This is a genomic window from Rhizobium sp. CC1099 (assembly GCF_029714385.1).
In the GTDB taxonomy this organism is placed as follows: Bacteria; Pseudomonadota; Alphaproteobacteria; order Rhizobiales; family Rhizobiaceae; genus Rhizobium.
The window spans coordinates 2,992,910-3,008,891 of sequence record NZ_CP121641.1; the positions used below are offsets into that span (position 1 = coordinate 2,992,910).

The following is a 15,982-nucleotide window of genomic DNA, read 5'->3' on the forward strand; positions in this document are numbered from 1 at the left end:
TCCAGTGGCAGCGAGAGCGCCCGAGGCAGCACGACAAAATAGCGTCGCGGAGTTGGCGTATCCGGGCTCCGCGGTCGCGTTGTTTTCCAACGATCGGTACAGTGTCCTGGTCACAGCCGCCGGGGCGGGTTATGGAACGTGGCAAGGCCTCGACATTACACGGTGGCGCGAGGACAGCAGCCGTGATTGCTGGGGCCAATTTTGTTACGTTCGGGATCTAACCGGGAACGACCTCTGGTCCATCGGAAAGCAGCCATTATTTCGGCCTTCAATTGTCTACGAGCACGCCTTTCACGGAGACAGGGCCGAATTCCGCTGTCATGCCGGTGACATCGAAATCGTCTGGAAAATCTGTGTCGCGCCCGATGTGGACGCGGAAGTGCGTATGCTCACGGTCACGAATAATGGGGCGCGGGAGCGAACCCTCGAACTGACAAGCTATGCCGAAGTCTGCCTGAACAATCGTCGTGCGGACATGGCGCATCCGGGTTTTGCCAAGCTTTTTGTCGAAACACGGTACGACGGGGCGACAGGCGCCCTATTTGCGCGCCGCAGGCCCCGTGCCGCTGCGGAAAAGGCCACTTGGGCAGTTCACGTTTCCTTATCGAACCTGCCGCCTTCCCAAGAGGTCCAATATGAAACTGATCGGCTGAGATTTCTTGGCCGGGGCCGAACGACAGCCAGCCCCGTGATATTCGACGCGGGTGGGTCGCTTTCCGGGACGACCGGCCCGGTCCTCGACCCGATTTTCTGTTTGCGACGGACGGTTCATCTGACCCCAGGCACCGAAGCGCGCGTCGCCTTCGTCACAGGCGCTGCGCACGACCAGCCAGCCGTGCAGCTCATCGCCGAAAGATACGCCAATATCGATGCGGCCGAACGAGCGTTCTCCGAAGCATCGGATAGGTATCAAAGCGAGCTTCAGACGTTGAGCCTTACGCCTGATGATGTCTCGCTGTTCAATCGGCTGGCCGGGAGTGTCGTATTTGCGAACCCGGCCACGCGGCAAGTGACTGCGCTGGAGAGCGATCGATTGGATCGGGCGGCTTTGTGGGCTCATGGTATCTCCGGCGACCTCCCGATCGTGCTGGTCCGCGCGAATGGCGACAGGGATCATACCCTCATTCGTCAGGTAATGATGGGCCACGATTTCGCTCGTCGGAAAGGCTTGGGATTTGACCTCGTCCTGCTTGACGAGGGCGGCGCAGCCAGCGCCAAGCGACTAGTCGAAGAGCTGCAATCTGGCCCGCAGGCCGAAGTGATTGGTACGCCCGGCGGGATCTTTGTCCTTTCCGAGCCCGATACCGAAAGCGATCACTTGAGGACCATCGCTGCGGCGGCGCGCATAGTCCTGCTGGGAAGCGGCGGCGAACTTGTCGATCAGCTCAACCGGCCCTTCCCCGTCCCGTTACCTCCTTCGCAGGCTTTAGCCGCACGGGTAAGCGAGCGACCCAAGGCCCGCCGTCCTGACTCGGTCGAGGATTTGCAGCACTGGAACGAATTCGGAGGCTTCACACCCGACGGACGCGAGTATGTCGTGCTCGTGGACGCGATCAGACCACAAGCCCCCGTGCTGCCGCCGGCGCCTTGGAAACCCTGACTTTGGCTGTCTTACGACTGAAGCCGGTCTTGGCTACACTTGGTCGGAAAACAGCCAGATGAACCGGCTGACGCCGTGGTCGAACGATCCGGTTACGGATGCGCCGGGCGAGGTCGTTTATTTGCGCGACGAGGAAACCGGAGATGTCTGGACGCCGACGCCGCTGCCTCTCGGTCCCGGTGCGGTGGTGACTGTTCGTCACGGCCAAGGTTACAGCCGGTATGCAAGCCACAGCCGCCATCTCAATCAGGAGCTGACGGTATCGGTTCCGCCTAGTGATCCGGTCAAGATCATGCATCTCAGGCTTAGCAACGACGGCACCCGAGCTCGGCACGTGACCGCAACCTATTTCGCCGAGTGGGTGCTTGGGACCCACCGCGAAGAGACAGCAACACGGATCGTCTGCGAGCGGGATGCCAGATCGGGTGCAATCATGGCCAAGAACCCCTGGGCCGGAGATTTTGCCGGGAAGCTGGCTTTTGCAGCCGCCGGTCAGCCGACGAGGTCGGCAACGTCCGACCGCACGGAGTTTCTGGGCAAATACGGTTCGGTTTTTCAGCCCTTAGCGTTGGGGCGAACCAATCTGGCAGAACGTTTTGGCCCGTTGCTGGATCCCTGCGCCGCGTTGATGGTGGATATCTCCCTGCCCCCCGGCGAAAGCAGGGAGGTTGTCTTTGTACTTGGAGAGGCTGCCGGCCCCGATGAAGTCAGCAGGCTCGTTCATGAGTATACCGACCGCGAACGCGCGGCCGCAAGCCTGTCGGCGATCTCCCGCCAGTGGGATAACATTCTGAACTCGATCCAGGTCTCGACGCCGGACGCAGGCTTGAACTTGATGATGAATCGCTGGTTGCTGTACCAGGTCCTGGCATGCCGCGTCTGGGCGCGCACGTCCAATTATCAGTCCGGCGGTGCTTACGGTTTCAGGGATCAGCTTCAGGACGTGATGGCACTGGTCTATAGTACACCGAACGAGACCCGCTCCCACATCCTGCGATCGGCAGCACGCCAATTTGAGGAGGGGGACGTCCAGCACTGGTGGCATCCTCCATCCGGCATCGGCGTGCGCACCCGGATCACCGACGACTTGTATTTCCTGCCGCTTGTCGTTCACCACTACGTGTCCACGACAGGCGACCTTCAACTGCTTGACGAGATGGTGCCCTACATCACGTCACCGCTGCTGAAGGACGACCAGGAGGAAGACTTCAACCAGCCGGCGCCCAGCGAGCAGTCCGGCACCGTCTATGAGCACTGCGTCCGTGCGCTGGAGCGTGGTTACCGCTTGGGCAGTCACGGTCTTCCCCTGATGGGAACAGGCGACTGGAACGACGGCATGAACAAGGTCGGCGCGGAAGGCAGGGGAGAAAGCGTCTGGAACGGCTGGTTCTTTCTCACGGTCCTCAAATCATTTGCCACGATTTCAGCGTCACGGGGAGATCAAAGCCGTGCCGGCTGGTGCCGTGAACGGGCCGAAGCTTTGCGCACAGCTCTTGAAGCCAACGCCTGGGACGGTGGCTGGTATCGCCGCGCCTATTTTGACGATGGCACGCCGCTCGGGTCGTCCCTGAACGACGAATGCCAGATCGACGCCATCCCGCAGGCCTGGGCTGTCATTTCGGGCAAAGCCGATGCTGGACGAGCTTCAAAAGCGATGCGTGAGGTCTACGACCGGCTGGTACGCCAGGAGGACGGGCTGATCAAACTCTTCGACCCGCCTTTTGACGAAGGCTTGCTGCAGCCGGGCTACATCAAGGGCTATGTCCCCGGCATCCGTGAAAATGGCGGCCAATACACGCATGCGGCAACCTGGGTTGTCTGGGCGACGGCTTTGCAGGGCGACGGCGATCTCGCCTTAAAGCTTTGGAACCTGATCAATCCGATTTGTCATAGCGCGACGAGAGGTCAAGTCGAACGCTACAAAGTGGAACCATATGCGGTCAGCGCCGATATCTATGGCGCGCCCCCACACACCGGGCGCGGTGGATGGACCTGGTACACCGGATCGGCCAGTTGGTTCTACCGCGTCGCGCTCGAGGCGATCCTCGGCTTTCGCCAGCAAGGGCCGTCTCTGCGGTTCGAGCCGTGCGTTCCGGCGGGCTGGCCGGCCTATGAAATCGCATACCAATATGGATCAGCGACCTACCGCATCCAATTCGACAACACGAAGGGCATCGGCCGAGGCGTGCACTCCGTCACGCTGGACGGTGAACCAGTCGCGAACGAAACCGTTCCGCTTGTGGAAGACGGACGTACGCATGACGTCCACATTATAGTTGGTTAGCGGCCATGCCCGTAACGCTCTCGACGGACGCTGATCTCGACCGCATCCCAACGGACCAGGACCTCGCTCGGCTGCAATTTACGACACTGTTGTACTATCTCCAATGCACGAACCCGGATAACGGCCTGGTGCGCGACAAAACCGAACCGAATGCCCCGGCAAGCATCGCGGCAATTGGCATGGCCCTGGCGACAATCCCCGTTGTTGTCGAGCGCGGGGTAATCATCCGCGAATTCGCTGCAAAGATCACCCGCAAGCGAATGCGGTTTTTGATGGAATGCCCGCAGGGGCCAGAGCCCGATGCATCCGGGTACATGGGCTTTTTTTATCATTTTCTGGACATCGAAACGGGCCGCCGGGCCTGGCAATGCGAATTGTCCACCATCGATTCGGCTTTCCTGTTCGCCGGAGCCCTGACCGCAGCGACCTATTTTGATGGCGATACGGCCGATGAGGCAGAAATCCGCCAGCTTGCGACGGCGCTTTACGAGCGAGCCGACTGGATGTGGGCTTGCGATGGCGGCCCCACTTTGACACATGGCTGGCACCCGGAAAGCGGGTTTATTCCCTATCGTTGGCGCGGTTACGATGAGGGTCTGCTGCTGTATATTCTCGGGTTGGGATCGCCAACCCATCCACTGCCTCCGGAGAGTTACGCCGCCTACACCGCGAGCTATGAATGGAGAAACATCTATGGTCGCGAATTGCTTTATTCGGGGCCGCTTTTTACCCACCAGTTGTCGCACATGTGGGTAGACTTTCGAGGCATTCGTGACGAGTTCATGCGCCAGCACCACAGCGACTACTTTGAAAACAGCCGGCAGGCATCATTCGTGCAGCAGGAATATGCAATTCGCAACCCAATGCGGTTTGCGGGTTACGGGGAATATTGTTGGGGGTTTACCGCCTGCGACGGACCAGGTTGGGGTAAGCGGGCGATCAATGGCGTCGACCGGGAGTTCTTCGACTACATCGCCCGTGGCGCGCCCTTCGGACCTGACGATGGCACCGTCGCGCCATGGGTCGTTGTCGCCTCGCTGCCGTTCGCGCCAGAGATCGTCGTGCCGACAGTCCTCAACTTTGCGCGAATGAAGCTCGGCATGACGCGCCTTTACGGTTTCAAACCGTCGTTCAACCAGACCTATGCCGTGGAAAACAGTCCGACCGGATGGTGGGTGAGTCCCTATCACTTTGGCATTGACCAAGGCCCGGTGGTGCTGATGATCGAAAACTACCGAACTGGTTTGCTCTGGAACATCATGCGTCGATGCAAGCCTCTGGTGATCGGATTGCGACATGCAGGATTTTCAGGGGGGTGGCTTTAGGTTGGATGCCGCTTGGCTTCTATCGTCTTACGCCCGCAGATGCCGACTCCCGCCTTTTTTGTCAATTGGTATCTTCCGGGATGCGAAGGAGGGGTGGGTACTTCAACTTGGCGGGATGGGTGCCGGCGGCTGCTTTGTTCGCCGCATGCTCAGACGACAATATGATAGCTGCCGTCCACATAGAGCACCTGCCCGGTGAACAGGCACGCCGTCGTGGGCGACGAAAAAAGGGGGTGGCAACGCTTCCGTGCCGTCATCAATGACGCAGCTTCTTGGGCCGAAAGGGTTGATCGTGTGCTCACATTGGGTTGCTTCTCCTGTGAGACAGGGGTTTCAGGATGCCATTATGAGTGCAAGCGTGTGGCGGGCGATCATCAGTTCCTCATCCGTCGGCAGGACGTAGAGCGCGACGCGGCTCGCAGGAGTGGAAATGAGCACCGCGCCCGCCTCGTTGGCCGCGGGATCGAGTTCGGCTCCCAGCCAGGCAAGCCGTTCGGCGATGCGGGCGCGGATTGGCGGCGAATTCTCCCCGACGCCCGCCGTAAAGACGAAAGCGTCGAGACCTCCAAGCGCGGCGGCAAGCGTGCCGGCGCTGAGCGCACAGCGATGGACGAAGTGATCGATCGCGAATGCCGCACGTGGGTCATCGCTGACAAGAAGATCGCGCATGTCGCCGGAAATGCCTGACAGTCCCTTCAGACCGGACGCCCTGTAGAGAAGGTCCGTAACCTCTCCCGTAGTCATGCCTCTGTGGTCGAGCAGATACAGCACGACGCCGGGATCCATCTGGCCCGGCCGGGTGCTCATCGGCAAGCCATCGAGTGCCGTGAATCCCATCGTTGTTTCGAGGCTGCGTCCGGCCTTCAGCGCGCACATAGACGCGCCGCTGCCTAGATGGGCAACGATGATGCGTCCACCGGCGATACCGGGCGCGACTTCGGCCAACTGCTCGGCAATGTATTCGTAGGACAGGCCATGAAAGCCGTATCGACGCACTCCATGCTCGTAGTAGTGCCAGGGCAAGGCGTAGCAATCCGTATGTGGGGCGTGGCCGCGATGGAAAGCGGTGTCGAAACAGGCGACCTGCGGCACATCCGGATTGATTTCCATCGCCAGGCGGATCGGCGCGAGGTTGTTCGGCTGGTGCAGCGGAGCAAGCTCCTGGAAAGTCGCAAGCTTGTCGAGCGTGTCGCGGTCAATGAGGATCGGTTTCGCATAGTCAGGGCCGCCATGGACGACGCGATGACCAGTAGCGCGGAGCGTGAAACCCTTAAGGGTCAGCAACCACGCACGGGTTTCAGCAATTGCCGCCGGCAGGTGGTCGACTACCTCTGGCGCATATCGGCGATCAACCAGGACCGTTCCGTCGGCGGCGCTCGCCGCTAGACGAGGCCGTACTCCGATGCCATCGATCTGACCGCGAATGCAGCGTTTAGGGCCAGTGTCGGCGATCTCGAAGATCTGGAATTTCAGGCTTGACGAGCCGGCGTTGACGACAAGGATCGCGTCCATGGTTCAGGCCGCCACTTGTGTCGCACGCGGCCGGGCGGCGGCGTAGAGCGTAGCGACCGCGCACGAAGCCAGACGGCTGCGCACCGAGTCGGCACGCGAGGTCAGCACGATGGGCACACGCGCGCCAAGCACGATTCCCGCGGCATCCGCATGGGCGAGGAATGTCAAGTTCTTGGCCAGCATGTTCCCCGCCTCAAGGTCGGGCACGACGAGGATCTGTGCCCGGCCAGCGACGGGCGACGTGAGCCCTTTGATGCGAGCGGCCTCCGGGCTGATCGCATTGTCGAATGCGAGCGGGCCATCGAGCACGCCGCCGGTGATCTGGCCGCGTTCAGCCATCTTGCATAGCGCTGCGGCTTCGATGGTCGACGGTATTTTTGTCGTCACGGTCTCGACGGCGGAAAGGATCGCCACACGAGGCAGACCGAGCCCGACCGTCGTCCAGAGGTCGATTGCGTTTTGCACGATGTCACGTTTGACATCAAGGTCGGGAGAGATGTTGATCGCCGCGTCGGTGATGAAGAGCGTGTCGGCGTGGCCAGGCACATCCATCACGAAGACATGGCTGACGCGGCGTTCTGTGCGCAGGCCGGTGGCGGAGGCCGTAACATCGCGCATCAGTTCGTCCGTATGCAGGCTGCCCTTCATGAGGAGCTCGCCCTTTCCCTCTCGTAGCAGGACGACAGCCTTCGCCGCAGCGGCGTGGCTATGTGGAACGTCGACGATTTCGTAGTCTTTCAGATCAAGCCCGTTCTCCGCGGCCACCGCCTGAATTTTTGCGGCGGGGCCCACCAGGACAGGTACGATCAGTCTGTTCTCGGCGGCTTCAAGCGCGCCCCGCAAGGACGTCTCGTCGCAGGGATGCGCCACGATCGTGACGGCAGGCGCAACCTCCCGCGCAGCGGAAATCAGCCCGTCGTACTTTGACTGCTCAGGTTTGGACGTGGAAAGGTCGATCACTGGGGAGCTCCCTCTGCTTCGATCTTCGATCTGATCAACACCTCGAACCACTCCCACCCGATCCATTTGCACGGCTATTCCTTCAGGGCGCTGGATGTCGAGCGCCTGAACCTGCCGCAGCACCATCCAGATAAGGCGCCGACAATCCGGGCGACTGGATGCTCTATTGCCACCTCCTCAAGCCTCAGGAGGCATGATAGGCTATGTGAGGGCCGCCTTAGGGAAGCCTGCCGGTACTCTCAGCGGGACAAGCGCATCCGGCCGTCGCTACCGCGCGGAAGCGAGCGATGCACGCTTGCCTTGATGCGCTACTGCAGGGTCCCGTCGCCGCCCCGATCGGCGGCCTTGAAGTCCGTCATCACCCTGTTCAGGAACTCGTTCCGGCTGGCCTTGCCGTCGCCGTTAGCGTCGATGGCACCGAATTGCTGGACAGTCAGAACTCGGGAAACTTCGTCGGAATTCAGGCTTCCATCCCTGTTCTTGTCCATGCTCGCGAAGGCCTGCGTCATGAAGGCCTGATATTCGGATCGCTCGACCGCTCCGTTCTTGTCGCGGTCGAGGCGATCCATTTGGCCTTGGTTCATGGCCGTCGGTTGATTCTGCGCGACAGCCGCCATGGTGGTGAAAAAGACGAATCCTGTCAGTAGCGCTACTCTTTTCATCATCCCGGCCTTTCGCGTCATTAACAGGTCAAGGCACTGCCGCCCGCAGCGCCCAGCGTGGCGCCGCCGCCAACAGCCCAAAGTTGCCCGGTCCCCGAGCCAATGGTCGCGCCGACTAGACCGCCGACGACCGCGCCGCCGACCGTACCGGCGATGCAGCCGAACTCGCTACTACGTCCTCCTTGCGACGTCGCAGCAGATTGGCAGCCAGACAAGGCAAGGCAGCCTATAAGAGTAAGACTTATCGTGGACTTGGTCATTTTTTCCTCCAAGCATTTCCGTTCACGTTTAAGACAGACGGCGGAGGCGCCAATGAGTGGCGTCGGACGAAGATAAGCTTCTGAGTACGTCCCTCAACGTGAGAGATTCTTCTGCTGATCAGAAGGAACTCACAGATAAACATGCAGCGCGCGCGCTGAAGCTTCAACGTTGCTGGCGAATACTACCACTGCACATGGACGAAAACAACACTCGGGCACCTGTCTCGACCGCTTGATGTCTTGCCGAAGCGAGATCAGATCCCTGGATTCAGAGCTCCAAGAGGACATAGATGGGGTGATTGTGGTCCCGCTCCTGCCTTGTTTAAAGCGATCGTTGGTCCTTACGCTCGCGAAGCGCTTCCTGACGGCCCTCGATCGCCACCGACAGCCTGATCTGGTTGCGATATCGGAAGCAGTATTTGCCTGAGCGGTTGCAGGATAATGAGATCCCTCGTTGAGTTAACAGGGCTTTCGAAATTGCAAATGGCACAGGAGGCCCGAAACCATAGTGGCTTAGCACAATTTGGCAGGAATTATTTCCGCGTTGCGGCCGCTCATTTTTGGCCGCATGACCAGATTGGGTGGTTTCTGGCTTTTGAAGTAGGCGCACCTTCCGTCAGCCACGTCGCTTTTTTTGCGAACTCTCAAGCCTTGCAGCCGGTGTTCCCGCTCTACGCCGCCCCGGGACTTGCGTCGTTTCTGGTGTATCGGCGCGTGCCAAGGCCGACATCAAGACATCCCCCGCTCAGCCGCTTCACAAGTCGAGGACGCTCGTCCTGACGCTCGCCGCCCTCTTCAGCATCGACGCCTTTGCCGGCGGTCTGATCGTGCAGTCGCTTCTGGCCCTATGGCTCTATCATCGCTTCGGGTCATCTTGACCTGCCACTGAAGTTTCATCCAGCGGCGATTAGAGCCCCGGCGGTTTTGAATACGCCAAGTGGCGCGGTGGTAGCAACCGGCGGAAACGCGAAGCTTTCATCTTGCGCAGCGTTGGAGCCGGTTGCGGCGATGGTCCCGGCATAGCTTGCCGGGGTCTGGTATCCGAGCGATGAATGGGGCCGGAAATGGTTATAATCTTCGGCCCATTCGGCGATGGCGCTGCGAGCATGGTCGAGGCCGAAGAACAGGCTCTCGTTGAGCAGCTCGTCGCGCATCCGGCCGTTGAAGCTCTCGACATATCCGTTCTGCATCGGTTTACCCGGCGCGATGTAGTGCCACTCCACCTTGTGATCCTTCGACCAGGCAAGGATGGCATTCGAGGTGAGTTTGGTGCCGTTGTCGGAGACAATCATGTCAGGCTTGCCACGCCGCTCGATCAGCGTTGTCAGTTCGCGGGCAACACGACGGCCGGAGATCGAGGTGTCCGGGATCGCTGCCAGGCATTCGCGCGTCACGTCATCGACGACATTGAGAACGCGAAAGCGTCTGCCGCAGGCAAACTGGTCATGCACGAAGTCCAGTGACCAGCGGGCATTGGCCCTCGCTTCGACCAGGATCGGTGCACGCGTGCCGACAGCACGGCGTCTGGCTTTCCGCTTGCGAACGGATAGCCCTTCCTCGCGATACAGCCGATAGATGCGGTTGACCCCGGACGGCTCTCCGTCCCGCCGAAGCAGGATGAACAACCGTCTATAACCGAAGCGTCGCCGCTCATTGGCCAACTCGCGTAGCTTTGCTCGCAATTCGATCTCCGGCGGTCGGCAGGACCGATAGCGGATCGTCTTGCGGTCGGCGGAGATGATCTGGCAGGCCCGCCGTTCCGAAAGACCCATGACGGCCTTCAGATGCGTGACGGCTTCACGCTTGGCGGCGGGCCCTACCATTTTTTTGATAGAAGCTCGCGGAGTGCGGCTGCATCCAGCATCTGCTCCGCCAGCAGCTTCTTCAGCCTGCCGTTCTCGTCCTCAAGCGCCTTCAGCCGCTTCGCCTCGGAGACCTCCATGCCGCCGTATTTGGCTTTCCAGTTATAAAACGTCGCTTCTGAAATTCCGTGCTTCCGGCAAAGGTCGGCCGCCTTCGCGCCAGCTTCCTGCTCCTTCAGCACAGCAATAATCTGCTCTTCCGTAAATCTCTGCTTCTTCATTCGTCCGTCCTTTAATAGGCCGGAACTCTAATCCATTCTGGAGGAAATTACCCGTGGCAGGTCAATCTCTTGCGGCGACAGGAGCGATCTTCTTCTGATGTTGGACAAGCTGGATTGCCGGTGCTCCATTGTGGTAACCTTGCGATCGACATCAGATTTTAGACGGGCTCAATTCCGCAAGGCAACACCATTGCGTTGCGCATCGCGAACGACGTTTTCCGAGAAGCCTTGTTGAAAAGCTTCCTCGACGAATTCGCGCACCAAGAGACTCGCAGCTGGGTAGGAACAACTGACAGCGATTGCTTGTCTGATAACGAGGAACGGTTCCGCTAAGACACGGAAGCCCTTACGCGCGCTCGCAAAGCGCTCAAGCGCTTGCCGTACACCCGCCGCGGCGTGATGTTTACCTGCGACAAGCATTTCAAGGGCTTCCCCCGGCGTAGACGAATGAACGATTTTGGCATGCGCTAGACGCCGGGACAAATAGAGGTCATAGGCAGCGTTTCGGGTGACGCAAATTTCCACGCCCTCCGCGTCGACGTCTTGAAACGTGCGATACGGTGTTGCCTCTCGAACCACAAGCGTACCCTCGATCAGCGCATAGGCAGGCGAAAACAGCAGCCTGTCTTCGCGCGCCGGGTCGGCGGCCAGGAAGGCGATGTCCCACTCGTTCTGATCGACCCGGTCCAGGATACTGGCTGCCGAAGGGTAGGCGACGAATTCGACGCGACAGCCAAGGCGCTCTGCAAACTCTCTAGCGAGTTGTGGGCTGACACCTTCAAAGGCTCCTGTCTTCGGATCGAGCCGCACCAAAGCGATATTGGCGAGGTTAACCGCCGCCCGCAGATAGCCTTTCGGGATCAGTGCGCTGAGCGAAGCTACGATATCGTCGGTCATGTCTCGATCTCCTGCCGGACAGCGCAATCTTGCGGTCACTGTTGCCTGAATTTCGCTGCCAGCGCCTCGGTTCCGCGTGCGAGAAGGCCAGCGTCAACACCGACCGCGGTAAAAGTGGTACCAAGTTCGATGCAGCGGGCAGCAAAGGCTGTGTCCGGCGTCAGGATGCCTGCGGGTTTACCGAGAGCCGCAAGGCGGCGGATCGCATCCTCGACGGCAGCCACGACCTCAGGATGGCCGGGCTCCCCCGGATATCCAAGGCTGGCGGCAAGATCCGCCGGGCCGATGAAGACACCATCGACACCATCTACCTGTGCAATGGCCTCTAACGCCTCCACTGCCGCACGGGTTTCCAACTGCACCAGCAGGCACAGCTCCTCCTCTGCCCGCTTAGCGTAGCCGGTGACACGCCCAAAGCGCGTCGCCCGCGTCAGCCCCGACACACCGCGGATACCGGCAGGTGGGTAGCGCATGGCGGAAGCCGCAGCTTCGGCTTCTTCCCGGTTCTGCACATAGGGAATGAGCAGTGTCTGCGCACCGATGTCGAGATAGCGCTTGATCAGCACCGCATCGTTGCTGGCAGGGCGCACGATGGGCGAGACGTCGTAGGCCGCAACTGCCTGCAACTGCGGCAAGACCGTCAGGACGTCGCCCGGCGAGTGCTCGGTGTCGAACAGCAGCCAGTCGAACCCGGAGGGCGCGACGATTTCGGCGGCATAGCTGCCCGGGAGGCTGCACCAGAGACCGATTTGCTGCCTTTTCTCGGCCAGTGCACGCTTGAAGCGGTTTTTCGGAAGATTCATGACACCACCTATAAGAACGATACGCCGAGCGCGCCGATCGGACCGTAATCCGCCTGGATGACATCGCCGGCGGCGATATCGACGGGCCGCGTAAACGAGCCCGCAAGCACGATCTGCCCCTTTTCCAGCTTGCCCCCGACCGCATGGAGCTTATTGACAAGCCAGGCGACACCCGCTGCGGGATGCCCCATGACGGCGGCCGAAACACCCGATTCCTCGATGATCCCGTTCTTGGAAAGCGTTGCCCCGATCCACCGGATGTCGATGTCCATCGGACGGATGACGCGACCTCCGACGACGATGGCGCCGAAGGCTGCGTTATCCGCGATGGTATCAGTGATCGCGCGCGGAACCTCGGTTCTGTAGTCGATGATTTCGAGCGCCGGCACAATGAATTCGGTGGCGCGCATAACGTCGTAGATTCGGGTGCTCGGGCCCTCGAGATTCTCCCCCATGATGAAGGCAAGTTCCACTTCGAGGCGCGGCTTGATGAAGAGGTCGGCCCTGATCTGGGCGCCGTCATTGAAAAGAGCATCATCAAGGATGCGCCCGTAATCCGGCTCGGTCATCTTCGATGCCATCTGCATGGCCCGTGATGTCAGGCCGATCTTGTGGCCCGCGACGCGCGCACCTTTGCCAATCCTGCCTTCCGCCCACAGGTCCTGGATGCGATAGGCATCCTCAATCTCGATGTGCGGATAGGTCTTGCTGAGCTGCGGGATCGGCATGCCGCTTTCCTCGGCGCCCAGCAATGCCTGTGCCGCGCTGCGGCGTTCTTCATCCGTCAACATGGATGTGGGTCTCCTGTTTGATTATTTGATTGGCGCGCGCGGCAGAACCGCGTCGCCCGGCTCCATGACGTATGTGTATTCCAGGGAAAACCACGGAACGTTCACGTTCGGATCGTCCGAATGCGGTTCGTCATGCTGCACGAAATCGCCCGTGAGTGCCGACGTCACCCCGAATTGCACGTCCGTATCGATATGCGGATCGCTCGGGTCGAAAACCTGCGAGATGAGGGTCTTGTAGCCCTCCTTGAAGATAAGTGCGTGCAGATGCGCCGGGCGATAAGGGTGACGTCCTTGCGTCTTCAAAAGCCGACCGACGACACCGTCCACCGGGATCGGATATCCGATCATCTTCACCGTGCTGAACCAGAAGCGGCCCTCCGCATCCGTCGTGAATTTACCTCGCAGATTCATTTCGGCCTGATCGGGATCCTGGTTCTCGTAGAGGCCGACGGGCGAGGCATGCCAGACGTCCACGTCGGCGCCGGCGATCGGACGTCCGTGTCTGTCAACAACCCAGCCCCGCACAAACAGCGGAGACCCGGGCGTATCCGAACGGATAATCGTGCCGCCGTTGTCGACCCGCGGTGAGTTGAGGCGCCAGAAGGGACCAAGCAGCGACTGGGACGTTTCCGTCTGTCCCCGATCGCCGTTGTTGAGCAGGCAGACCAGCGTCGAAACGCCCAGCGAGCCCGAGATCAGGACGAACTCGTTATGGCTGTCCGTTTGCAATTGGCCGATTTCGTTGAGGACCGCCGTGGCATCGCGAAACTCCGGCTCCGTCAAGCGGACTTCACGAACAAAGGCGTGCAGATGCTTCACCAGCGCCGTCAGGATCTCGCGAAGCCGGTGATCCGAGGTCTGCTCCATAGCCTTCAGAACAGCCGCCGTCACATCCTCTTGGGTCCGTATCACCATCTCACACCTCCCTGTGGGCGTGCCTGTTTTGATAAATCATCGATTATTTGTCAAGCCGCCATTGCTTATGGCGGGAGATTCTCCTTAAATTCTCTTTATAGAACCACGATTGCTGTCAGTATATAATTGATTTTATTATATAAAATTCACTTCTGGCAATTCTAATGGAGCTCAACTCCACATTTCACCAAAACTGTTTGACAAAAATAATCGTTTATTATACGGATCGTCGATAAATGAAATCCGCCACCAGAAAACGTGGCGGGAACCATCTGGGGAGGATGTCAATTGCGATCAGGGCCTGGGAGCCTCATTTTGGAAAGTGGCGCGGAGGCGGCAACGCCATCCTTTCCCGATGACGGCAAGAACACGATCGCCAGTCAGCTTGTTTCACGTCTGCGCGAAGCGATCATTTCCGGCCAGCTCGAGGCGGGCAGCAAGATCAATCTCGATCGCGCAAAACAAAGCTTTAACGTCAGTCTCAGTCCTTTGCGGGAGGCGTTGGCGCGTTTGATTTCGGACGGGTTGGTCGAGTTCGAAGACAATCGCGGCTACCGCGTGTCGCCCGTTTCACTTTCGAACCTCGAAGAGATCACCAGTTTGCGTGAGGAATTCGAAACCTACGCGCTGCGGGAATCCATGCGCGTCGGCGATGTCGATTGGGAAGGCAATGTCATGCGTGCGCTGCACCGCCTGAACCGCACGGAACGGGATGCAGCAAAACCCGAAACGCTTGAGCAGTGGGAAGCCGTCCACCGGGAGTTTCATCTCACCCTGATTTCGGGCTGCCGTAAACCGCTGCTTCTCAGCTTCTGCAAGACCATGCTGAACTTGAACGACCGCTACCGGCGCACCTTTCTTACCCGCACGTCCGGCGACCGCAATGTCAGCGTTGAACATAGTGAAATCGCGCAAGGGACCGTGGCGCGGGATATGGACTATGCCTGCGACCGGCTGCGCGAGCACATCCATCGTACCGGCACAAATCTGCGACGGCATCTCGCTGAAAAGGGAATTGCCTGAATGGAGACCCGGGAGGAAACCATACCACCCAACGCTTCGGCATCGCCGCTGGGGGTCGCGCATTTTTCAGCGATTGATGTCGCGCCGGCGAAGTTCGTGTCGCTTGCCGCGGCCACCGGTTTTTCATCGGTTGGCCTGCGCCTTCATCCGGCTTTTCCCGGCGCTCCCTATTATGAGTTGCCGGTGGGAAGCGACGCAGCTCGCGACGTAAAAGCCCGCCTCAATGGCGAAGGTATTTCGCTCTATGACATCGAATTCGTTGTCATCGGGCCGCACTTCGATCCCATTGACCTGGTGTCAATGCTTGAAGCCGCCAGCGCGCTCGGTGCGCGACGTCTCAGCGTTTGCGGCGACGACCCGGATCGGGGGCGCCTGATTGCCAATTTTGCAGCGCTTTGCGACCTCGCGGCCACCTTCGGCATGGGCGTCGACCTGGAGAACATGGGCTGGCGCACCGTCGCCAGCTTTCATGACAGCCTGTCGATCGTGCAGGGATCGAGCCGGGACAATGCCGGCGCGCTGGTCGATGCGCTGCACTTCTTCCGCAATGGCGGCCAAGCCAAGGATGTCTTAGCTGCCCCTCAAGGCATGGTCAGGAGCATTCAGCTCTGCGATGCGCGGGGACCTGCGCCGATAACGGCGGATCAAAAGGTCAGCGAGGCCAGAACGGGACGTTTTGCGCCGGGGCTGGGTGAGCTTCCCGTTGCGAGCCTGATGAGGGTGTTGCCCGCAGGCGCCGCCGTCTCGGTAGAGGTGCCTATCCATTCCAGCCAGGCGCCGGAGGAGCATTTGCGTCACCTGCATGATGCCGCCCGTGCGTTGGCCGGCTAAGCACGAGCAACAGCGCAACAGCTAAATACGACACGG

The 15,982-nt window shown here is 60.0% G+C and carries 12 protein-coding genes and 1 pseudogene; 4 read left to right on the forward strand and 9 right to left on the reverse strand.

Annotated elements, in window-relative coordinates; translation table 11 throughout:
* Positions 1-4: 4 nt before the first annotated feature.
* Both QA644_RS15130 and QA644_RS15135 read left to right on the forward strand, forming a co-directional pair.
* Positions 5-3,884: pseudogene (locus QA644_RS15130) on the forward strand (glycosyl transferase).
* A gap of 5 nt (positions 3,885-3,889) precedes the next feature.
* Positions 3,890-5,209, forward strand: coding sequence for a glucoamylase family protein (locus tag QA644_RS15135; RefSeq protein WP_283069320.1), 1,320 nt, complete (start codon positions 3,890-3,892; stop codon positions 5,207-5,209).
* A gap of 333 nt (positions 5,210-5,542) precedes the next feature.
* On the opposite strand, the gene QA644_RS15140 is transcribed toward QA644_RS15135, so the two are convergent.
* The 9 genes from QA644_RS15140 to QA644_RS15180 form a co-directional block, all read right to left on the reverse strand.
* Entirely contained in the window at positions 5,543-6,721 is a 1,179-nt protein-coding gene (locus QA644_RS15140) for an acetate/propionate family kinase (RefSeq protein WP_283069321.1), read from the reverse strand.
* 3 nt (positions 6,722-6,724) lie between these two features.
* A complete protein-coding gene (locus QA644_RS15145) occupies positions 6,725-7,681 on the reverse strand; it encodes a phosphate acetyltransferase (protein WP_283069322.1) in 957 nt (318 codons plus the stop codon).
* A gap of 308 nt (positions 7,682-7,989) precedes the next feature.
* Entirely contained in the window at positions 7,990-8,343 is a 354-nt protein-coding gene (locus QA644_RS15150) for an EF-hand domain-containing protein (protein WP_194730219.1), read from the reverse strand.
* 20 nt (positions 8,344-8,363) lie between these two features.
* On the reverse strand, positions 8,364-8,603 hold the full coding sequence (locus QA644_RS15155) for a hypothetical protein (protein ID WP_194728009.1): 240 nt from the start codon (positions 8,601-8,603) through the stop codon (positions 8,364-8,366).
* 893 nt (positions 8,604-9,496) lie between these two features.
* A protein-coding gene (locus QA644_RS15160) for an IS3 family transposase (protein ID WP_283069323.1) occupies positions 9,497-10,686 on the reverse strand; the annotation gives its coding sequence in 2 pieces (ribosomal slippage) (positions 9,497-10,434 and positions 10,434-10,686; 1,191 coding nt in all).
* Positions 10,687-10,854: 168 nt separating this feature from the next.
* Positions 10,855-11,583, reverse strand: a complete 729-nt coding sequence (locus QA644_RS15165; RefSeq protein ID WP_283069324.1) for a transporter substrate-binding domain-containing protein — start codon at positions 11,581-11,583, stop codon at positions 10,855-10,857.
* A 35-nt stretch (positions 11,584-11,618) separates the two neighbouring features.
* On the reverse strand, positions 11,619-12,386 hold the full coding sequence (hpaI, locus tag QA644_RS15170) for a 4-hydroxy-2-oxoheptanedioate aldolase (RefSeq protein ID WP_283069326.1): 768 nt from the start codon (positions 12,384-12,386) through the stop codon (positions 11,619-11,621).
* An 8-nt stretch (positions 12,387-12,394) separates the two neighbouring features.
* Positions 12,395-13,177: a 2-oxo-hept-4-ene-1,7-dioate hydratase gene (gene hpaH / locus QA644_RS15175; protein ID WP_283069328.1), complete on the reverse strand. Its 783-nt coding sequence runs from the start codon at positions 13,175-13,177 to the stop codon at positions 12,395-12,397.
* Between the two features lie 21 nt (positions 13,178-13,198).
* The gene (locus QA644_RS15180) at positions 13,199-14,092 is read right to left on the reverse strand and encodes a dioxygenase (RefSeq protein ID WP_283069330.1); all 894 of its coding nucleotides are present in this window, start codon (positions 14,090-14,092) and stop codon (positions 13,199-13,201) included.
* Positions 14,093-14,407: 315 nt separating this feature from the next.
* Between QA644_RS15180 and QA644_RS15185 the strand changes: the two genes are divergently transcribed.
* Together QA644_RS15185 and QA644_RS15190 are read left to right on the forward strand one after the other, a co-directional pair.
* Positions 14,408-15,115, forward strand: a complete 708-nt coding sequence (locus QA644_RS15185) for a GntR family transcriptional regulator (protein ID WP_239597283.1) — start codon at positions 14,408-14,410, stop codon at positions 15,113-15,115.
* Complete coding sequence (locus QA644_RS15190; RefSeq protein WP_283069333.1) at positions 15,116-15,946, forward strand: TIM barrel protein; 831 nt, start codon at positions 15,116-15,118, stop codon at positions 15,944-15,946.
* Positions 15,947-15,982: the final 36 nt, after the last annotated feature.